This is a genomic window from Brevibacillus nitrificans, from assembly GCF_003710965.1.
Taxonomy (GTDB): Bacteria; Bacillota; Bacilli; order Brevibacillales; family Brevibacillaceae; genus Brevibacillus; species Brevibacillus centrosporus.
In genome coordinates, this window is the sequence record NZ_RHHU01000012.1 from 182,597 (window position 1) to 203,973 (window position 21,377).

A 21,377-nucleotide genomic window follows, 5' to 3' on the forward strand; every position below is an offset into this window, starting at 1 on the left:
AGTTTGAAATTGTGCTTATGATGAGTAGGGCAAGACCCTCGTCCGAATGCGGCGACAGGGTTTTGCCTTTTTTAACATGTGCTCTGACATCGTAGTCAAAGGTGAACCAAAACGCTTCCCCAAACCCATCCGACAAAATTCGTGTTAAAATGAGGGGAAATGGTTGCACACGCCATGTCTGGACGGAAAGGTCAGGAGAGAACGATGAAAATAATCGCTGCGCGAACCAACAAAAAGGTCGGAATGATCATCATGGTCGCAATCTTTCTGAGCTTGTGCTTCATGCTTGCGAATATTTTCCTCACGTATGACAGTACGGTTCGAACGGTGGAGATTTCGATTTCGACGCAAAGCATGAAGACAGCCGCGGATATTGCCCGCGAGGTAGATGTCGAGGGCTTCGAGCGATTTCTGCAAAAGCCTACGGAGGATAGTGCGGATTATATCAGGCTCAACCGTTTTCTCAACGACTATCGGCTAAAAATCGGGGCGAAGCATGTGTATATCGTCGTCATGGATGCAGAAGGAAACAGTCATGTCATGATTAACGGGCTTCCTCCAGGCGATACCGCCCACACGTATATCGGCGAGCTATGCACGCTGACGATGGAAGAGGTCCAGCCAGCGTATCATGGTGACACCTTTCATACCGGAATCATTCACGATCCGAAATACGGAGTCTACATCACGACTGGCGCGCCTTTGATCAACGCATCAGGGAAGCTGGTCGGGATTGTGGGGATCGATACCGGCGTGGAAGTGTTGGAACAGATCGAAAACAACGCTCTGAAAAATAGTCTTTTCTACTTTTTCGCAAATCTAGTGGTCCTCGTACTCATCGTGGTGAGCTACACGCTCATCCGCCGTTGGTATCAAAAAGAGACGCTGCGTGTGGTAGGGGATTCGGAGCAAACCTTTCAAAAGGAATTTCGCTCCATCCTTACCTCGATTCAGTCGATCAAGCATGACTTCGCCAATCATCTCCAGGTGATCTTTGGGCTGCTGGAATTGCGTAAGGTAGAGCGTGCCCAGGAGTATTTGCGCGGACTGCAAACCGATCTGCAGGTCGTGACCCTTACGCAGCAAGTTGCCAATCCCGCCTTGCTGGTGCTGCTTCATTCCAAAGTGGAAAAGGCGCGTGCTTCTCAAATCGAGATGGACTTTCACGTTTCTCCCGAGGAAAACTTCGAGGGTGTCCTTTCTTCCGATTTGATCAAGATTCTCTCCAATCTGCTGGATAACGCTATCGATGCAGCGGAGGCAGATCCAACCGGGGAGAGAAGCATTTCGCTTCATTTGAAAAAAGTGGGCAACACCTATCAGTTTACGGTCGAAAATACGGGTGCGACTATTCCGGCAGAAGACGTGAAAAGGCTGACGCAGGAAGGGTTCACAACCAAAATGTCGGAAGCGGGTGGGGCGCGTGGTTACGGCCTTAGCATCGTGCAGGAGACCGTGAAAAAGTATGAGGGCGAGCTGTCTGTTACTTCTGCTCGTGGAAGGACATGCTTCTCGATTTTGTTAGTCGTGGACAAAAGAGTGGCAGGCTAGTTATTTTGCAAACGATTCGAGGAGGGAGCGGGAGTACCATGGGGAAGGAGCCAATCAACGTATTGATTGCCGAAGATGATGAGCTACAGCTAGAGGTGCTGGAGGGGTATCTGGCCACCCACGAACATATACGAATTGCAGCAAGAGCGCAGACCGGCGATGAGTTGATTGCCCAGGCGACACTCCGGACGGATTTGTCGGCGATGATCCTCGATATCCATCTGGGGGAGGGAAGAAGTGGGCTGGAAAGCTATTCAATTCTGAAGATGAGAGGGGTTCATCTCCCTACCATTCTCGTCACGGGAATGGCGCCACACGCGAGCGTTACGTACGACCTGGGAATTGTCGATATCGTGGAAAAGCCGTATACGGCAAAGCGCCTCCGGCAGGCGATCGAAAAGCTGCAGAGCCATATCGACTATCAATCATTCGTGAAATCTGGGGGGCTCTACGTCCCGATCTTTGCGGAGGAAATCCTGCAAAAGACACCTGATGACATTTTGTACATCGAATCGATCAACCGAACCATACTCGTCCATACCGCCAGCGATGCCTACGAAAGCAAAATCCCGATCAAGGTCTACGAGTCCTATTTGCAGGACAGCTATTTTTACCTGACACACCGCTCCTTTCTCGTGAATATGAAAAAGATCAGTCACATCGAGGGGAGTACGATTTATTTTCATCAGGCACGGGAAGGCAAGCAGGCGCTGATCGCGGAAGATAAAATACAGGAGATCGCCTCCTTCTGGAACAATTTGAAAAAATGGCTGTAAGCAAATAACCGGGCCATTCCTCACGTGCACAGGAGGAATGGCTTTTTTCTGTCAAAAAAAATCGGTTCAGACGAAAGCGCTTTTGTTGGGACGGAATGTATTTCGGAATTTTTTGATAAAAAGCTAAGATGAAAGCAGGACTATTTTCTTATTCTTACTAATTGGTAAAGGGGGAGTTCGATATGGAGGGTACGCAATACAAGCAAGAGCTGCGAAGGACGCTTACGTTTCGGGATTTGGTCATTTACGGGATGGTCTTTATGGCACCGCTCGCACCGATGCAAGTCTACGGCGCTGTTGCCCAACAAAGCTTTGGCATGGTGCCGCTGGTCTACTGTATCGGGGTCATTGCTCTGATGTTTACAGCGTTTAGCTACAGCCACATGAGCAAAGAGTTTCCCTACGCGGGCTCAGTCTATTCGTATGTGAGCAGGGGAGCAAATCCACATGTGGGCTTCATCGCAGGCTGGTTGATCTTGGCGGATTATATTCTATGTCCGGCCTTGTTATATGCCTTTGCAGGGGTATGGATGGCAGGGATTCTGCCGGAGGTTCCCGCCTTTGTATGGACGCTCTTTTTCGTAATTTGCAACACACTGATCAACGTCCGTGGAATCACGATGACGGCTCGAGCGAATCTGATCATGTTTTGGATGCAGATCATCACGCTTGTCGTGTTTTTAGGAATCGCTTTCAAGTTTGTCTTCATCGACGGACATGGCTTGGGTGGCTTTAGTCTGGCGCCATTGTATCAGGCAGATCATGTGGATTTTGGTTTTATCGCGACAGCGACATCCATCGCCGTGCTCGGATTTCTCGGCTTCGATGGCATCAGTACCTTGGCAGAAGAAGCAAAGGACCCCGTGAAAACGGTCGGGAAGGCAACAGTCCTGTCTATCCTGTTCAGCGGATTGCTGTTTATCATTCAGGTGTACATGGCGGCATTGATTCATCCGCAGTTTGAGACGCTCAACCCGGACATGGGCTTTTTTGAAATTGCGCGAGAAGCGGGTGGACCAATCTTTTATACGATCTTGATTCTGATCAACGTCGTCGCAGTAGGGATAGCGGTTACGCTGAATGTGCAGTCGGCAACTGCCCGCGTGCTGTACTCGATGAGCCGGGAGAACCTGCTGCCTTTTGCACAGGCCTTATCCAAGATCCATCCGAAATATCAAACGCCGGTCAACGCGACGATCTTTTGCGCGCTGCTATCTGTCGTCGTCACTTTGTCCCTGTCGATCGAGACGCTTTACAAGTTCGTCACGTTCGGTGCCATCACGGCTTTCATGATGCTGAATGCCACCATCATCGTCTATTTTTACGGAAAACAACGCAGGCGAGGAGTCAAAGGCTTCCTTACCTACGCGCTCACTCCGTTCATTGGACTTCTGATCACAGGCTATGTCTGGTCTGGATTTGACTGGACGACCTTTTCCGTTGGTTTTGGATGGGTATTGATCGGCGTCGTAGTCGGCTATGTGAAGTCCAATGGCTATCGAAAAGTAGCCCCCGTACTCAAAGATATGTAAATTCAAAGGAGGATACAAATATGCGCTTACAGAACAAAGTCGCCATCGTCACAGGAGCAGCCAGAGGAATCGGTGCTGCTATTGCCCAGCGTTTTGCTGAAGAGGGAGCCTGGGTCGTGGCGACGGATATTGCTGCAGCAGGAGAAGAGGTCGTAGAAGAAATTACCGCGAAAGGCCAAAAGGCTGTGTTTTTCCAGGCGGACGTGTCCAAAGCAGCAGACGTGCAAGCACTCCTCGCATTTGCCAAGGAAACGTATGGTGTTCCTACTGTCCTGTGCAACAACGCCGCCATCAACGTGCCAGGGTCTGTGATCGAGCTGGAAGAAGAGGTATGGGACCGTACGATGGAGGTCAATGTAAAATCGATGTTTTTGACTGGCAAATACATTGTGCCTGAAATGATCGAGGCAGGTGGCGGCTCTGTAGTGAACATGGCCTCCGCGAATAGTTTCGCAGCAGAACCGCGCTTGTCTGCGTATGTCACCTCCAAAGGAGCCATCCATATGCTGACGAAACAGATGGCGCTGGATTTTGCGGCAGAAAAAGTACGTGTGAACTGCATTTGCCCAGGGTGGGTAGATACGACTTTCAACGATGCACATGCCGACTTGTTTGGCGGCCGTGACAACGTACTGAAAAGCATCAGTGAGTTCCAACCCATCGGTCGAACCATCCAACCGGTTGAAATCGCCAATGTGGCCGTATTTTTAGCATCGGATGAATCCTCGGCGATGACTGGAAGTGCTGTGCTTGTGGATGGCGGTTTGACGTCCAAATAGCGGTCAGTAGAAGAATCGAATCGTGCGTGTGGGGACGCGTCCTCGTGAGAAAAGCCTGCCGATAAAACGGCAAGGCTTTTTTTGCTTTTTGCATTCCGGGAGCATCAAAAGGACGTAGATGAAATTAAAATTCGTTGACAAATGAATAGACAATGAATTAAATTGTCTATAAATAATCAGATGATTTGTTTGGTTGTTTACTTTATGGAGAGGAGCTTGTTCTTTTGTTACACAATCGTTACGTCCGCACCATTATTTTTTCCCGCACGTTTTTGCAGCTTGGCGTATGGATTCGCAATTTCGCTATCCTTTTGTACGTAAGCGATTTGACACACAATGACCCGCTGTATGTATCGCTGATTTCCGTAGTTGAGTATGCCCCGATCTTTCTGTTCGCCATAATCGGGGGGACATTTGCCGATCGATGGAGGCCGAAGCGCACCATGGTTCTCTGTGATCTGTTGTCGAGTCTTTCCTTGTTCGCTGTATTGGTTGCCCTCGTTTACGGTTCTTGGCACGCTTTGCTGCTCGCTACCTTGTTTTCATCGATCATGTCGCAATTTTCCCAGCCGTCTGCGATGAAAATATTCAAGCAGCATGTCCCGCATGCGCAGCTTCAAAGTGTGATGGCTATGTTTCAGTCCTTGATGGCGATTTTCATGGTGATTGGGCCGGTTGTAGGCACGTACCTGTATCAAAAATACGGAATACATGTCTCGCTCATTTTGACAGGGCTTCTTTTTTTCGCATCAGGTATTACCCTCATCTCTCTTCCGAAGGACGCATCCGATCAGGAAGCAGCGGGGAAACGGGCAAATTTCAAGCAAGAGCTGCTGGAAGGCTTGCAATACGTATGGAACAATCGGACGTTGAGGACGCTGGGAGGCACGTTTGCAGCAGCGGGGTTGGCTGTCGGCATTATTCAGCCGCTCATGATCTTCGTAGCGATTGAGAATCTGGGGATGGATAAAGAGTTTATACGATGGCCCCTCATGATCAATGGGGCTGCGATGTTGGTTGGCGGCGCCCTCATTATGGGAGTGGCGAAGAAAGTGAAGCCGCAGAGCTTGCTCGCACTCGGTTTGGCAGTGAGCACCGTGACGACTATCTGGGTAGGCTTGTCACATAGCGTGTGGATTACGCTGCTTTTGCAAGCTGTGAGCGGCTTGATCTATCCATGCATTCAAGTGGGGATTAATACGATGATCATGCAAAATACGCAGGTCGAGTTCATCGGGCGGGTAGGAGGAGCCATGACTCCGATTTTCATGGGGATGATGGTCGTCGGTATGTCTGCCGCAGGAATCGTGAAGGACCTGCTTTCCCTCGGGGCCGTTTACACGTTCAGTGGGTTCCTGTTTCTCATCGGTGCGCTGTTGCTTTTGCCAATCATCCTTCCGCGGAAACAGCAGGAAAAGATTGGTCACGCACAAGAAAAGTAGCAGGTTTGTCAGGATGGCTCCGATCCGATATAATGAGTTTTGATAATCATTCTCATTATAAGACGGAGGCGTCATGCAAGCGAAAGATCCAACAAGCCTGTGGAACGAGGCGACGATCCATGTAGAGGATGTACGCCGGTATGTCCTGCAGAAAACGGAAGAGTGGCAGTCCTATCGACTTCCGACGAGCTGCTTTCTCTATGCGTGTAGAGGGTACGCACGTCTGTCACTGGCAGGCAGAGAGTATGTCGCTCAACGCTTTTTCCTTTTACACGGCGGAAGGGGCAATGCTCTGGCTATCTCCGAGGTAGAGGATGAATTTGAATTCTACCTCATTTTCTATAAAGCGACGATTCCCTTGTCCAAAGCGGATGCCATAGCAGGAACCCCGTTTCAGGAAGTATACGGCTTTTCCCCGGAAGAGCCGGTACCGCTGTTCGAGTGGGCAAACCAAATGGAGCAAAAATGGCAGCAGCCAGAAGCATTGGGACGGCTGCATGTCAAAGCGCTATTCTATCAATTTGTGCACGCTCATTTGCTCCAAAAGCAGCAGCAGGAGGCTCAGCCGGAAACAGAAAAACCAAGCTTGGTGGAGCAAGTCATGGCTTATTTGGATAAGCATCACGCAGAGCAGATCACTCTCGACTCGTTAGCCAAGCAGTTTCACTACAGTGTGCGCTATTTGACCCGCATCTTTAAAATGCAGACCGGATATAGTCCCATCGATTACTTGATCAAGGTGAGAATTCAAAAGGCAGCAGAAAGGCTGCAAAGCACGGACGCTACACTCCAGGAGATCGCGGCCAGTGTGGGCTACGCCGATCCGTTCTATTTCACAAGACTGTTCAAAAAGCATACGGGAATGACTCCGAATCAATATCAGAAGCGGGCAAGCACGCAGCGAAAAGGTCCATATCGTCCCTATGACAAGACCGAATTGTCCATTGCCGCACAGGAAATCCAAAGGTATATTGATGAAAACAATTCTCAACAAGTCTTCGGAGGGATTATGCAAGTGGATAGAAAGACAACACAGTCGATGGCTTCTGCACTGATCGTAGCGCTTAGCTTGCTGGTGAGCGCTTGTGCGGGTACACCAAGTACAGCTGTACCGAATGGCAATGTACAGGCAGAGACACCCGTGACAACCGAGCGAACAGTCACGGATGCATTGGGGCATGAACTGAAGGTGCCATCGCAGCCACAGCGAGTGATCGCGTCGTATCTGGAGGATCATCTCATCGCGCTGGGAGTAAAGCCTGTTGCGCAATGGTCGGTAAAAGGAAACGTCGTGCAGCAGTACCTGCAAAAAGATCTGGCGGGAGTACCTTTGATTCCTCATGATCTGCCGCCGGAAGTCGTCATGAGCTACAATCCGGATTTGCTTATCGTCGACAGTGCTGAAATGGTCGCAGGGGACCGTTACAACCAATATGCGAAAATCACGCCCACCTTTACCGTAGGGACAGAGAAAAACAACGACTGGCGTCAAGAACTGCTGACAGTCGGAGACGTCCTGAACAAGAAAAAGGAAGCGGAAAAAGTATTGGCTGACTACGAAGCAAAAGCAAAGGACGCGCGAGAGCAATTGAAAAAAGCAATAGGCACACAATCAGCTGCAGCACTCTGGGTCACAGGGAAAGCCGTATTCGTCGTAGATGAGCATTTATCCAGCGGCGATTTGCTCTACAAAGACCTAGGGCTGACGATCCCAGAAGTCGTGAAGGAAGCATCCAAGCAAAATGATGCCAACTGGAAGCCCCTTTCGACAGAAAAGCTGGCGGAGTTAAACGCTGATCATTTGTTTGTTGTACAGGGCAAAGGCGTAAACATGGATGAAATGAAAAAGGATCCGATCTGGTCGCAAATGCCGGCTGTAAAGAACGGACATGTGTACGTATTTGATGATAGCTCGAGCTGGCTGTACACCGGAGCTATTGCCAACAGTCAGATGATCGATGACGTTTTGAAATCCGTAGTGAAGTAAATAGCAGAATATCCTGATACGTAGAGAAACAGCGGCTGCCTTTGACGAGGCTAGCCGCTGTTTTGTTGAGCCCGCATACGATTCAAACGTTTTGAAGACGTTCAGAAGCCTAGCACTCGTACCAGACTTCTGAACGATCACACTTACAAATGGGACCCGCCGCTCGCATCGATCAACTGACCGGTTATCCAGCGGCTGTCTGAGGAGGCAAGAAAAGCGGCTATATCCGCTACATCTTGGGGCTCTCCCCATCTGTTGAAGGTGGAAAGCGAAGCCGCATACTTTTGTCCGTCAGGGCTTTGCAAGGTGCCTGCATTCATATCCGTGTTGATGATACCGGGGAGGATCGCGTTCACCGTAATTTGGCGGCTCCCAAGCTGTTTGGCCAACATAAGGGTTAGCGTGTTGATCGTGCTCTTTGACATGCTGTAGGCGAAAACACTGGGAGAGGCTGCCCGTGTAACGAACGAGGAGAGGTTAATCATCCGGCCTTCTTCCTTTATACGAGGCAAAGCTTGCTGGATCATAAAAAAAGGCGCTTTGACATTCATGTTCATGACCTCGTCAAAAGATTCTTCCGTAGTCTCCTCGAAGCTTGCTATTTGTCCGATCCCCGCGTTGTTTACGAGTATATCAAACCGCGTCTCTCCCGTACGTTTCAGAAGCTCCTCGTCCAGCTGCGTATAGAAATCGCCAATTCCAGTTTGGACACGCAAATCAGTGCCGATCGAGAAGGCCGAACCGCCGTTTCTCTCAATCTCTTGGACAACCTCTTCGGCATCTTTTCTTCTCGTCCCATAGTGTACGGCTACCAACGCCCCATCCTGTGCCAGACGCCGTGCAATCGCTCGACCAATTCCTCGGCTTGCCCCCGTCACAACCGCAATCTTGCCCTTCAGCTTGCTCATGTTCTCATCTCCTTGTTTGAAATTCATGTTAGTTATACCATGAGGAGATGTTTGGAATGTTGCTCTGTTATTCGTCTGCAGGGAGTATAGGGAGACGGGAGCTTACTTTTGCTCTTTCGGAAACTTGACCCAGACGACGATTAAAAAAGTAGGCCACTTTCATTTTTACTTTGAGCTAATCCGGCATTTATGAGGGCTAAGGTCCCCCACCCGATCGCATACCCATTCTCCACGCCGTCACACACCTTCTACCCAAAATTTTGAATCTATTTCTTAGCGGGCTCATCCATGAACCATAAAATATAGGAACAGCGCTTGCAAATTAAGATGGACGCTTCCTTGTTCGCCCAGTCCAAGCCGAAGAATGTAGCTCCTCGCGAGTTTAACTGGCGGTAGTCTTTATCAAAGGTGTCATTTTGACAGCAGGGACAGGTAATGCTGGATACGCCAAGTGCCGAATATTTCATACATGATCACATCCTAAAATTTTCTAAAGGATACGTTTTAGGATGAAAATGGTTTCAAGCTGCCTGTTAATCGACAATAAACAATTTTGCTCCAACCTGGGTAGCAGAGCGATGTGGAGAGGTATCATCAGCTACCTGATAGCTCATGCCTGGAGTCAGAGTAAATGAACGGCCGTCCATAAGTTCCGTTTCCAAAACGCCTTCCAGCACAAATAAAATATGTCCTTTGTTGCACCAATGATCGGCAATGTAACCCGGGGTGTATTCGACAAGTCGAACCCGCATGTCTTGAAAATGCTGCGTTCTCCAATAGGCGGCTCCTTCGAGGCCCTTATGCTCAGTAGGCTCGATGGCACTCCAGTCTGTTACGGTAAAGGGAATGTTGGTTAATTTCATTTCATATGCCTCCTTCCAGCACTTGTCTCTCATTATGGTAAGTTATCTTTCCGAATGGCAAGAATTCTTTCCATTATCTGCTGCTTCTTTCTGAAAAACGTAGTCCCTTTCAGGTTTTCACGCTGGCATACATCGTGCAAGTATACGCTTTCAAAATGAATCGATGAGGTGATTCCTGGATGAACAACAACCAAACCGTTCAGGCAAAGAAAAAGCAAGGGAGATCTACGACTGCCATCCATGCTGGTTACCATGCTGATCCACAGACAGGCGCATTGGCGACACCCATTTACCAAACCTCGACGTTTGTCTTTACCTCAACGGAGGAAGGGGCTCGGCGCTTTGCTGGGGAAGAAGCGGGCTACGTCTATTCTCGTTTAGGCAACCCGACGGTCACTGTCTTGGAAGAGAAGATTGCCGCTTTGGAGAAGGCGGAGGCTGGTCTTGCCTTTGCATCCGGGATGGCCGCGGTTTCGGCGGTTCTCATGGCCCTCGTGAAAAGCGGGGACCATATCCTCGGCACCAAAGGATTGTACGGCTGCACGTATGGTTTACTGAATTTGATGCAAGACCGTTTTGGAGTCACGTATTCGCTCTGTGACATGAAAGACGAGGCGTCTATTCGTCAAGAGCTGTCGCCCGCTACCCGCGTGATATACATCGAAACACCGATCAACCCTACGATGGAGCTGGTCGATCTGAAGCTGGTCGCAAAAATTGCCAAGGAGATAGGTGCCTACGTCGTCGTGGATAATACGTTTATGTCGCCTTACTTGCAGCGGCCCATCGAGCATGGCTGTGATATCGTCATTCATAGCGCTACGAAATTCATTGGCGGACATGGCGATGTCATTGCAGGGGTTGCGGCAGGTCCTCAATCGATTATGGATACGATTCGCATGACCTCTTTAAAGGATATAGGCGGTATTATAGGTCCGTTTGATGCTTACTTATTGATCCGAGGGCTAAAGACGCTGGGCGTGCGGATGGATCGCCACTGTGAAAATGGCCAAAGGGTTGCGGAGTTTTTACATCAGCATCCGAAAGTGGCGAAGGTGCATTACCCCGGCTTTGCGCAGTTTCCTCAATATGAATTGGCCTGCAGGCAAATGGATGGCTTCGGCGGTCTTCTCGCCTTTGAGCTGAAAGGCGGGATGGAAGCAGGGATCCGCATGATGAACAACGTACAGCTGTGCAAAAGAGCCGTCAGTTTGGGCGATGTGGATTCACTTATTCAGCATCCCGCCTCGATGACCCATTCGATCGTTCCGCCGCAAGAAAGAGAAAAAATGGGAATTACAGATGGACTGATCCGTTTGTCCGTAGGGATCGAGGACATTGAGGACATCCTCGACGATTTGGAAGCAGCGCTTGCCTTTGCCTGACATCCCCGATGGCCCGTGTGCAGATCGCACCGGGCTTTTTTATGTACAGTAAGAATTTATAAGATTCTAAGCCAGGAAAAGTGCAGCTAGGGCTCCACCAAAAAGCTTGGCGTAGCCATTTTTTCTCATTATGATGGAAAAAGAGAACTAGACCGTTTGACGGGTGAGGTGGGATTGCGCTCATGGGTATTACCTTTCAAATCAATGGCGTAAACCGGGTTGGCATCACGCATGAGGTCATTGCCTGCTTTGCAGCGAACCAGATCGATATTATCGGGATGGAGGTTCGGCCTCACTATATTTATTTGAAAATTCCTTCCGTGGCTCCGAGCAAGGTCGAGACGATCATGCAATGGATTAGGCAAGTGAAAGGCATCGAGCAGGTAAAAATGATCCCTTACCTACCTGCAGAAGAGCGTGAAAACCGCATTCATACGATTCTTACAACGGTTTCGGAAGGAATTCTCCTGCTGGATGATCAGCTGAGGATCACTACCATCAATCGTGCGGCCCAAGCGATGCTGAAAATGGAGCCGGAACAGCTGCTGCATGACTCGATCGAAAAGCTGTGGGGAGAAGCAGCGGTCGAGGTGAGGCGATGCCTGGAGGAAGCGATTGAGGTGCCGAGCGTTCAGGTAAGCCTGCATACCGGGCAAAAAAAGCGCATGACTTACATTTGCAGCTATCATCCCATTATTCCTGCCGAGAAGAGCGAGCGGCAAGGTGTCGTGATTGTACTGCGCGACAATAAACAAATTCAAGAATTGCTGTCCACTGTACAACGAAGTGAACGGTTTTCCTTCGACGAAATCGTTCAGCAGAGTGCGAATATGCGGCAGTGTATTGAGACGGCAAAGCGCGTGGCGAAAAGCGAAGCCACTGTCTTCCTACAAGGGGAGAGCGGTACGGGAAAAGAGCTGTTTGCCAAAGCGATTCACTTTGAGAGCAATCGTTCTGCCGGGCCTTTTGTGCCCATTAACTGTGCCGCCATTCCAGATGCTTTGCTGGAAAGCGAGCTGTTTGGGTACGAGCAAGGAGCGTTTACGGGGGCGCTCAAGGGAGGCAAGCTTGGGCTGTTTGAGATTGCGCAGGGTGGCACACTTTTTCTGGATGAAATCGGGGATATTCCGTTGCATCTGCAAGCGAAGCTCCTGCGCGTTTTGGAAGAGCGAAAAGTACGGAGAGTCGGCGGGAGCCAATCGCTTCCCATCGATGTCCGCATTATCGCAGCTACGAATCGAAATCTTGCAGACATGACGAGCAAAGGATTGTTTCGCGAAGATTTATATTACCGCTTGCACGTCATCCCGATCGTGATCCCGCCGCTTCGGGAGCGCAAAAGTGATATCCCGATGCTGGCCCAGTATTTTATTCAAAAGGTATGCCGAGCAACGAATCAGCCGATGATTCCGCTCGCTCACTCAGCTATTCGCGCCTTGCAGGGTCACAATTGGCCGGGCAACGTACGTGAGCTGCAAAATGTGATGGAGCGAACCGTATACCTTTGTCCTGGACAGGAAATTGGGGCGGCGCATTTGTTTTTTGATACACAGCAGGATCGCGCCGATAGCGAGCAAGACTTTTCACACTCCGCTCCAAAGCTTCTCAAAGAACAAATGGATTTCTATGAAAAAACGATATTGATTCGTGCGTTAAAAGAGCATCCTTCCATCAGGCAAGCCGCGGCCTATTTAGGCATTAGCCATACAGCTGTCCTGCAGAAAATGAAAAAATACCAGTTGTAAGCGGGGACTAAACCGTTGCCAAACAAAAAAACGCCCAAAGCGGGCGTCTTTTTATGTAACCGAAATCTATTTTACGATTTCTTTCAGTTCTTTTCCTGGCTTGAATGCAGGGAGTTTTGCAGAAGCGATTTCGATTTCTTCACCTGTTTGAGGATTGCGTCCTTTGCGAGCTGCACGTTCGCGCACTTCGAAGTTACCGAAACCGATGAGGGATACTTTTTCTCCGTTTTGGAGTGCACCAGCAATCGCTTCGAAAATCGCGTCTACAGCTTTGGTAGAATCCTTTTTCGTGAGTTCGGTAGCTTCTGCTACTTTTGCAATCAGTTCTGTTTTGTTCATGAGTAACACCCTTTCATTCAATATAAAATACATAATACTTGAGTTGGGAAGGAAATGGAAGAGTGTGAGAGAACATTCGTTTCCTATGTTGAAAAAATATAGGGAGATTCTTGGGAATGTAGCCCTCGCAGCTTACCGTTATTTATGCAAAAATAGATAATCATGCAAGAATGGATACGGTTCTTTGGCTCTGCCCGATCAGCTATGGAACAGATAATGGCATAAAAGCTGCAAGGTACAAGAACTAGAAATCATCCATTGACGAACTGCTGGACGTACACGTACTTTATAGAATAGCATCGTGATTCTGTTTCATTTCCACTCTGGCAAGCAGGAGAAAAGACATGCAAAACAAGCTTACAATTGGAGAAATGGCAAAGCTGCGGGGTGTCAGTGTGGACACGCTGCGTCATTATGACAAAATCGGATTGCTCAAGCCGTACGAGATTGATTCCGTCACCGGCTATCGCTATTACTCTATCTCCCAGTATGAGGTTCTCGGAACGATAAAGGAGCTGCGGAGAATCGGGTTTTCCTTGGAGGAAATCAAGGATTTTCTAACCAATCGCAACGTCAAAAAATCGGTTCACTTCCTCCAGCAATCGATGGACAAGATCCAGGAAAAAATAAGGGAGCTGCAAGTGATCCATACCACCATGATGAACCGATTGGCCCATGTTGAAAAGTTCCTCGAAAGCTACAAGGAGTCAGACATCGTCATAAAGCACTTTGAGGAACGGGAATACATTCAGCTAGCCAGGCCAGTGAAATGGTCGGATACCGAGCAGGCCTATTTTGGTTTCCTCGAGCTGGAAAACAGGATCGGCGGTACGATCCCGGTACTGGCAAGCAATAAATTTGGAGATTTTGTCCGTAGAGAGTATTTTGATCTGATTCGTCAATCGACAGATTCTTCGTGCTGTTTTGATGAGTTGGAGGCGCAATTATTCCTGCTGGTACAGGATGAAGCATTGGAGCAGCCTACGCAAACGATCAAAAAGGGATCATTTGTGTGCTCCTATCACGGAGGGCTGACCCGGGAGAATATGCTGACACAGCTGAAAAAGCTCCTCGAGTATTGTGATGCGCATGGCTATGTGATTACGGGGGATGCTGTCCGAATCATGCAGGTTGACATCTCTTTGACGGATCAATATGAGGAAGCTTACTATGAGATCCAGATTCCCATCCTAGAAAAATTCGACTGACAGCAGCCTTCGAAATGACAGTTCGCTCATTTCAGGGCTGTTTTTTTGTACGCAAATTCCCCCTTTACTCTGGAGTTAGACGAGACTTTATACTGGTGATACCTATTCAAGGGTGTCAGGTCAAGGGATGCTGCGCAAGATTGGAGGAATACGGAGCAGGAATGTTTTTTTATTGTTGAAAGCGTTTTCTAAGCAGCCGGCAAAAGCCATGAAAAAGGAAGGGAAGGGTGGAGAAATGATTGACCAGTCAGCTGATGTCATGATTTCAAGCAATGCTGTCTTTACAGGGCTTTCTGACAGCCCGATAGCGGCGTGTATCGCGATAAAAGGCAATCGGATCATCGCGGTTGGTTCGGAGGAAGAACTCCGCTGCTACGCAGGGGAGCAGACAAAATTTTATTCCTTTCAAGACCAATTGATCTTGCCAGGCTTTCATGATTTTCATCTTCACATCATGCATGGCGCTGTCGCACTGGGGAGTGCCAATCTGTTCGCAGCTCGGTCAGAAGAAGAAGCGGCAGAGATGATACGCGAATATGCGGAAGCAAAGCCGGATATTCCGTGGGTCATCGGCTTTATGTGGGATTCGAGTTATTGGGAGAATCAGCAGCTGCCGACACGTCATTCTTTGGATCGTATTCTCCCTGATCGTCCGGTCATTGCGTACCACGCCGAAGGTCACCATGCGTGGGTGAATTCAAAAGCCTTGGAGATCGCAGGCATTACAAGAATGACTCAGGACCCCGAATACGGAGTGATTGGAAGAGAGAAAAGCGGAGAGCCGGACGGCATTTTATTTGAAAAAGCGATGGGACCGGTAACCCGTCATGCTTTTGATTTTTCTTCTGTCGAAAAGCAGGAAATCTTCTCTTCATTCCTAGCCCATGCAAGAGAGCTAGGGGTAACGGCTGTCCATGATTTGCATGCATTGAAAACGATTGATGCCTACGATGTTTACAAAGGCTTTGAAGACCGCCAAGAATTGACCACGCGCATTCATTTATGGCCCGCTTTAGATGGCAATCTGGCGCATGCCAAGCGATTGCGAGAGAAGTATCGATCGGACATGCTTCGTGTGTCAGGGCTGAAGCAATTTATCGATGGGGTCATTACTGCAGGCACTGCTTATTTGCTCGACCCTTACGCAGATGCTCCAGAGACGCGCGGAGACACGTCTTTCCCTGCGGAGACAATCAAAAAATGGGTGGAGGAGGCGGACAAAGAGGGCTTCAGCATACGTTTTCACGCGATTGGAGATGGAGCGATTCGCCTTGCGCTAGACGCCTATGAAGCAGCGCAAAGGTCAAATGGTAAGCGAGATTCACGTCATTCCATTGAGCATGTGGAAGTGATTCATCCAGCAGATATCCAGCGATTCAAAGAGCTGGGCGTCACGGCCTCCATGCAGCCAGACCATCTCGCCCTGTCCGAAAGGGGGGTGTACACCGATCGTATTGGCGCCGAACGAGAAAAGCTTGTTTTCCCGATTTGTAGTTTGCAGAGGGCAGGAGCGAAGCTGGCGTTTGGAACGGATTTTCCCATTGATGTCCTCAATCCGCTCCTCCAGATTTATCGGGCAGTCACGCGAATAGACAGCAGCGGAAAAAGCGTATGGCACCCACATGAGCAAATTTCGCTTGCGGATGCCTTGAAGGCGTACACAGCTGGAGCGGCTTACGGTGCCTTCCGGGAGCACGAGCTAGGGACGTTGGAGGCTGGCAAGCTTGCTGATCTCGTTGTGTTGGAACGAAATCTCTTTGCTGTGCCAAGCAGCGAGATACCCGAGACAAAGGTCCAACTGACGATGGTGGATGGGAAAGTGGTCTTTGAAGATCGTATCCTTGCGTGACGAATGAGGGGGATGGGTAGATGAATATGACAGGCACACCGCAGCTAAAACGTTCGCTATCACTGAAGTACGTTGTGTTTTTCGGATTGGCTTTTATGGCTCCAACCACGATGTTCTCCACATACGGAGTAGCCGTGCACAGCACCAACGGAATGATACCAACCGCGTATATCGTTGCTTTGATCGTCATGTTATTTACAGCCTACAGCTATGCCCAAATGGTTAAAGCTCTGCCAAATGCAGGTGCTGCCTATACCTTTACGCAGAAATCGTTGAGTCCCCATATTGGCTTCCTCGTCGGTTGGACCATTCTGCTGGATTATGTGCTTAGTCCTATGATCAGTGCCCTGCTGTTAGGAATTTCCATGGGCGCATACTTTCCTTCCATCCCCATGTACATTTGGATCATCGGCTTTATCGTGACGGTGACGACTGTCAATATACTCGGCATTTCAGTCGCTGCGAAATTTAATACGGGCTTATTGTTCTTTCAATTCGGAACACTCGCTCTATTTGTTGCCTTTTCGGTTCAGGGACTTCTTAATGGCAAAGGAGCAGGGACGCTGTTTTCGAGCCTGCCGTTTGTGGATTCGCATGTAAACATGTCGGACTTCATGACTGTCATCCCGATCTTATGCTTTTCCTTTTTGGGATTTGATGCAGTGACGACGCTGTCGGAGGAGACGAAAAACCCTCAGAAAGCCCTTCCTCGCGCTATTTATCTCATTACGATCATCGGTGGCGTCTACTATGTGATTGGCTCCTATTTCTTACAGCTTGTTTGGCCAGACTACCAGTCGTTTCAAGACCCGGAGGCTGCCTACATGGAGATCGCCTTTCATATCGGTGGCAATTTCCTGACCAGCTATGTTCTGGCTGAAGGACTCATGTCCAGTTTTTCGTCGGCTGTAGCGTCAGGGACAAGCGCTTCCCGTATTTTATACGCGATGGGCCGTGAGCGCGTGCTTCCCTCCAAAGTTTTTGGGTATCTCTCGCCTGCTTACCGGACGCCTGTCTTCAACCTGCTTTTGATCGGGTGTATAGCCCTTTGCGCCCTGTTTCTGGATCTGACGATGGCTGTATCCCTCATCAGCTTCGGCGCCTTTTTCGCCTTTACGTTTGTGAATCTTTCCGTGATCTCTCATTATTTTATCCGCGAGAAGCAGAGGAGCTGGGTGGGGACCATTCGCTACTTGTTGATTCCATTCATTGGGGCGTGCCTCACGGGGTTATTTTGGCTAAAGCTGGACATTCATTCGCTGATTTTAGGCAGCGTGTGGCTCGCTCTCGGTTTTATCTACCTGTTGAACCTAACGAAAATGTTTAGACAACCACCTCCCGAGCTCGCGATAGAGGAAGCCTGATCACGAGGGGAGTCATCATTACAAAATGAGAGGAAGATGTGTTGTGACCAAGCAAAAACAAATCGCAGATATGATTATTTCCAGTAACGCCGTATTTACCGGTCTGTCCGATCGGCCGGAGCCTGCCAGTATCGCGATCGCAGAGGGCAAGATCATTGGGGTCGGCACTGCAGAGGAGATGAGCATTTTTGCAGGAGAGCAAACGAAGGTATATTCCTTTGCGGATCAATTCATCATGCCCGGCTTTCACGATTTTCACCTTCACGTAATGGATGGGGCTGTCACGATGGATAGTGCCTATTTGTTCACCGCTCGTTCTGAAAAGGAAGCGCTGGATATCATTCGGGAATTTGCGGAATCCAAGCCTGACGAACCGTGGGTAATCGGCTCTGCTTGGGATTGCGGCTATTGGGATACGCAGCAATTACCCGATCGCCATTCATTGGACCGCATTCTTCCCGATCGTCCTGCACTCATGTTTCACGCCGAAGGTCATTACGCGTGGGTGAATTCAAAAGCTTTAGAGATCGCGGGCATCCATCGCGATACGGAAAACCCTGATTTCGGCAGCATTGGAAAAGACGAGAACGGCGAGCCGGACGGCCTCTTGTACGAAAAAGCTATGGGTGCAGTCATCGAGCACGCCTATCGTTTTACGAGAGAAAAAAAGAGAGAGCTTTTTGCGAATTTCCTCGGTCATGCAGCCAGTCTTGGAATCACGGCTGTCCACGATTTGTTTGCAACGGAATCGCTGGCTGTTCTGACGGACTATGATCTATTCAAGGAGTTTGAAGACGAAGGAAAGCTAACGACGCGCATTCATCTGTGGCCGGCTCTGGATGGCGATCTGGAGCGTGCGAAGCGGCTGAGGGCGAAATATCAATCGGATAAGCTGTGCATGTCAGGGCTGAAGCAATTTATCGATGGGGTCATTACCGCGCGCACTGCTTATTTGCTCGAGCCTTATGCAGATGCTCCTAATACGCGCGGAGAAACGACATTCCCTCCTGAGACGATCAAAAAATGGGTCGTAGATGCGGATAAGGAAGGCTTCAGCATACGCTTCCACGCGATTGGAGACGGGGCGATTCGCCTTGCGTTCGATGCCTATGAAGAAGCACAGCGTTCGAACGGGAAGCGGGATTCTCGCCACTCCATTGAACATGTGGAAGTGATCCATCCAGCCGATATCCCTCGTTTCAACGAGCTGGGTGTCACGGCCTCGATGCAGCCTGATCATTTCGCTATGTCCGAGAGAGGAGTGTACACCGATCGGATCGGTGCCGAGCGAGAAAAGTTCGTATTCCCGATCCATACCTTGCAAAAAGCTGGTGCGAAGCTTGCCTTCGGAACTGATTTTCCGATCGATGTCCTAAGTCCGCTCCTTCAGATCTATCGAGCTGTTACCAGGATCGACAGCAGCGGGGAAAAGGTTTGGCATCCACATGAGCGAATCTCGCTTGCCGATGCCTTGAAGGCGTATACGGCAGGCTCTGCTTACGGTTCCTTCCGGGAGCAAGAGCTCGGGACATTGGAGGTAGGCAAACTGGCCGATATCGTCGTCTTGGAGCGAAATCTCTTTGAAGTGCCAGCCGAAGAAATTCCTGAAGTCAAAGTGCAAGTCACGATTGTCGATGGGAAGATCGTCTATGATCATTCCAATGAAGTCGTAGTGAAATGATCCTCCTTGCCAAGGAGACCGTGAATAGATAGGCAGCGAAAGCAACCTTTGTTCGGGATTCAGCCGGATAAAGGTTGCTTTGTTTCTGGAAGAGAAAGATATATAGCGGAAATTTAGAGAGTATATCGGCATTGATCTTACCAAAAAAGCATTTCACCGATTTGGTTGATTTGGATATCGGGACGGCGACGGAAATCATGAAAGCCTCTCAGAAAATTACCACTGCCCTGAAAAAAGTATTTCGTGTAGAAGGGGTAAGTGTTTGTCAAAATGGGGGAATATTCAACGATCTAGGGCATTATCATATGCATGTCATCCCTCGATTTAAGGGAGACGGGTTCAGCTGGGGAGAACCCTCGTTTGAGCAAAACTATTTTTTACCACTTATGGTACAATCGGAGCATCTATTAAGGGGGGGCCTTCATGATGACAAATAAAAGAATGAATGAAAAAGCTTATAGATGTGGGGGAACGCAGCAATAGCCGTTAGCGTCCCTGAAAGCGAAGTTGGTTATCATCCTGACAACTTAGAGGCACAACATTTGTACGCGAGTTTGGGGTTTGCGGATCACGGTCATCGGTTTGGATCCAGTCCATCGTACACATTGCTCTCGTCGTCAAAGATTACGATGAGGCCATCGCGTTTTATACCAAAAAGCTGAACTTCAACCTGGTAGAAGACACCTATCAGCCCGAACAGGATAAACGCTGGGTGGTCGTGTCTCCTCCGGGCTCAGTGGGGACTACGATCTTGCTAGCGAGAGCATCTAACCCTGAGCAAGAGAGCTTTATAGGCAATCAGACCGGCGGCAGAGTCTTTCTTTTCCTCAATACAGATGATTTTTGGAGAGATTATGAGGAAATGGTTGCAAGAGGGATCGAATTTGTGAGGGAGCCGCAAGAGAGGCCCTACGGAACAGTTGCCGTGTTCAAGGATTTGTACGGGAACCTCTGGGATCTGCTGCAGCTTAAAGAAGATCATCCGATTTCGAAACGAATGAAGTAAAAGCATATGTGTGGCTTCTGGCTCGTTTGATGCCTGCTGCCACTGAACGAAAAAAGATAGCCTCCAATCGAAGCTATCTTTTTTCATTTCTCACCTATTCAGCTACAATCGTATTTCTCAAAACTCCCACGCGGCTTACTTCGATTTCCACCACATCGCCTGCCTTCATGTAAACGGGTGGGTTCCGTTTCATACCAATCCCGCCTGGCGTACCCGTCACGATGATATCCCCTGGCTCGAGTGTAGTGAAGCTGGACACGTAGCTGATCAAGGTAGGGATAGGGAAGAGCAGCATGTCGGTCGTAGCGTGCTGCATGACCTCACCATTCAACCGCGTTTCGAGAGTCAAAATCTCTCCGTCGCTGATTTCATCCCGTGTGACCATCCAAGGTCCGAATGCTCCGGTTCCCTCGAAGTTTTTGCCGGGCCCCCATTGATGGGTATGATTTTGCCAGTCGCGGATCGAGCCGTCGTTGTAGCAGGCGTATCCGGCTACGTAGTTGTACGCATCTTCCTCTGCAATTCTCCGTCCTTTTCGCCCGATGATGACGGCGATTTCCCCTTCAAAATCCAGATTTTTAGATTCCTTTGGCAAAAGCATCGGGGCCAGATGCCCGATTTGGGAGTTTGCTACACGGAAAAAGACCGTAGGGTTGGCTGACTTATCACGGTTTGCTTCAATCCGGTGTTCATCGTAATTGAGACCGATACAGAAGATTTTGTCCGGATTCGGGATGACCGGCAAAAAGGTAATCTCCTCGAGGCTGTAATCGACCGTGCCTTGGGCAAGCCATTTGTCCGCCTCAGCATAATTGCTGCTTGCTAGATAAGAACGCAAATCCAAATAGCTGTCTCCCAAACGTTTTGGGATGTCGATGATCCCATGATCGGTTACGAGACCAAAGCTCGGTTTATTTTGATAGGAATAGCTTGCCAGTTTCATCGTCGATCTCTCCTCATAG

The 21,377-nt window shown here is 49.2% G+C and carries 18 protein-coding genes; 14 read left to right on the forward strand and 4 right to left on the reverse strand.

The window, feature by feature from the left end; genetic code table 11:
* The first annotated feature begins 204 nt into the window (after window positions 1-204).
* The 6 genes from EDM59_RS20740 (at window position 205) to EDM59_RS20765 (ending at window position 8,067) form a co-directional block, all read left to right on the forward strand.
* A complete protein-coding gene (locus tag EDM59_RS20740) occupies window positions 205-1,551 on the forward strand; it encodes a sensor histidine kinase (protein ID WP_183192981.1) in 1,347 nt (448 codons plus the stop codon).
* A gap of 38 nt (window positions 1,552-1,589) precedes the next feature.
* On the forward strand, window positions 1,590-2,327 hold the full coding sequence (locus EDM59_RS20745; RefSeq protein ID WP_183192982.1) for a LytR/AlgR family response regulator transcription factor: 738 nt from the start codon (window positions 1,590-1,592) through the stop codon (window positions 2,325-2,327).
* Between the two features lie 182 nt (window positions 2,328-2,509).
* Complete coding sequence (locus EDM59_RS20750; protein ID WP_246011142.1) at window positions 2,510-3,859, forward strand: APC family permease; 1,350 nt, start codon at window positions 2,510-2,512, stop codon at window positions 3,857-3,859.
* A 20-nt stretch (window positions 3,860-3,879) separates the two neighbouring features.
* Window positions 3,880-4,638, forward strand: coding sequence for an SDR family NAD(P)-dependent oxidoreductase (locus EDM59_RS20755; RefSeq protein ID WP_122925364.1), 759 nt, complete (start codon window positions 3,880-3,882; stop codon window positions 4,636-4,638).
* A gap of 224 nt (window positions 4,639-4,862) precedes the next feature.
* Entirely contained in the window at window positions 4,863-6,080 is a 1,218-nt protein-coding gene (locus EDM59_RS20760) for an MFS transporter (RefSeq protein WP_122925365.1), read from the forward strand.
* Between the two features lie 73 nt (window positions 6,081-6,153).
* A complete protein-coding gene (locus EDM59_RS20765; RefSeq protein ID WP_122925366.1) occupies window positions 6,154-8,067 on the forward strand; it encodes an AraC family transcriptional regulator in 1,914 nt (637 codons plus the stop codon).
* Window positions 8,068-8,210: 143 nt separating this feature from the next.
* Here EDM59_RS20765 and EDM59_RS20770 read toward each other — a convergent pair whose 3' ends face one another.
* Both EDM59_RS20770 and EDM59_RS20780 read right to left on the reverse strand, forming a co-directional pair.
* Window positions 8,211-8,975, reverse strand: coding sequence for an SDR family oxidoreductase (locus tag EDM59_RS20770; RefSeq protein WP_122925367.1), 765 nt, complete (start codon window positions 8,973-8,975; stop codon window positions 8,211-8,213).
* Window positions 8,976-9,508: 533 nt separating this feature from the next.
* Window positions 9,509-9,838, reverse strand: a complete 330-nt coding sequence (locus EDM59_RS20780; protein ID WP_122925369.1) for a DHCW motif cupin fold protein — start codon at window positions 9,836-9,838, stop codon at window positions 9,509-9,511.
* A 179-nt stretch (window positions 9,839-10,017) separates the two neighbouring features.
* On the opposite strand from EDM59_RS20780, the gene megL reads away from it, so the two are divergent.
* Together megL and EDM59_RS20790 are read left to right on the forward strand one after the other, a co-directional pair.
* Window positions 10,018-11,223 (forward strand): methionine gamma-lyase, encoded by a 1,206-nt coding sequence (gene megL, locus EDM59_RS20785; protein WP_122925370.1) that lies wholly within the window; start codon window positions 10,018-10,020, stop codon window positions 11,221-11,223.
* Between the two features lie 182 nt (window positions 11,224-11,405).
* On the forward strand, window positions 11,406-12,968 hold the full coding sequence (locus tag EDM59_RS20790) for a sigma 54-interacting transcriptional regulator (RefSeq protein ID WP_122925371.1): 1,563 nt from the start codon (window positions 11,406-11,408) through the stop codon (window positions 12,966-12,968).
* Between the two features lie 66 nt (window positions 12,969-13,034).
* Here the strand turns inward: EDM59_RS20790 and EDM59_RS20795 are convergent, their stop codons facing one another.
* Window positions 13,035-13,307, reverse strand: coding sequence for an HU family DNA-binding protein (locus EDM59_RS20795; protein ID WP_092267910.1), 273 nt, complete (start codon window positions 13,305-13,307; stop codon window positions 13,035-13,037).
* A 344-nt stretch (window positions 13,308-13,651) separates the two neighbouring features.
* Between EDM59_RS20795 and EDM59_RS20800 the strand changes: the two genes are divergently transcribed.
* The 6 genes from EDM59_RS20800 to EDM59_RS20830 all read left to right on the forward strand — a co-directional run bounded on the left by EDM59_RS20800 (window position 13,652) and on the right by EDM59_RS20830 (window position 20,415).
* The gene (locus EDM59_RS20800; protein ID WP_122925372.1) at window positions 13,652-14,515 is read left to right on the forward strand and encodes a MerR family transcriptional regulator; all 864 of its coding nucleotides are present in this window, start codon (window positions 13,652-13,654) and stop codon (window positions 14,513-14,515) included.
* 235 nt (window positions 14,516-14,750) lie between these two features.
* Complete coding sequence (locus EDM59_RS20805; protein WP_122925416.1) at window positions 14,751-16,364, forward strand: amidohydrolase; 1,614 nt, start codon at window positions 14,751-14,753, stop codon at window positions 16,362-16,364.
* Between the two features lie 20 nt (window positions 16,365-16,384).
* Window positions 16,385-17,728, forward strand: coding sequence for an APC family permease (locus EDM59_RS20810; protein WP_122925373.1), 1,344 nt, complete (start codon window positions 16,385-16,387; stop codon window positions 17,726-17,728).
* Between the two features lie 70 nt (window positions 17,729-17,798).
* Window positions 17,799-19,409 carry an amidohydrolase gene (locus EDM59_RS20815; protein WP_246011151.1) on the forward strand — a complete coding sequence of 537 codons (1,611 nt, stop codon included), beginning with the start codon at window positions 17,799-17,801 and terminating at the stop codon, window positions 19,407-19,409.
* Between the two features lie 131 nt (window positions 19,410-19,540).
* A complete protein-coding gene (locus EDM59_RS20820) occupies window positions 19,541-19,846 on the forward strand; it encodes an HIT family protein (protein ID WP_281274583.1) in 306 nt (101 codons plus the stop codon).
* A gap of 149 nt (window positions 19,847-19,995) precedes the next feature.
* Window positions 19,996-20,415 carry a VOC family protein gene (locus tag EDM59_RS20830; protein ID WP_122925376.1) on the forward strand — a complete coding sequence of 140 codons (420 nt, stop codon included), beginning with the start codon at window positions 19,996-19,998 and terminating at the stop codon, window positions 20,413-20,415.
* 94 nt (window positions 20,416-20,509) lie between these two features.
* On the opposite strand, the gene EDM59_RS20835 is transcribed toward EDM59_RS20830, so the two are convergent.
* The gene (locus EDM59_RS20835; protein ID WP_122925377.1) at window positions 20,510-21,358 is read right to left on the reverse strand and encodes a fumarylacetoacetate hydrolase family protein; all 849 of its coding nucleotides are present in this window, start codon (window positions 21,356-21,358) and stop codon (window positions 20,510-20,512) included.
* Window positions 21,359-21,377 lie beyond the last annotated feature (19 nt).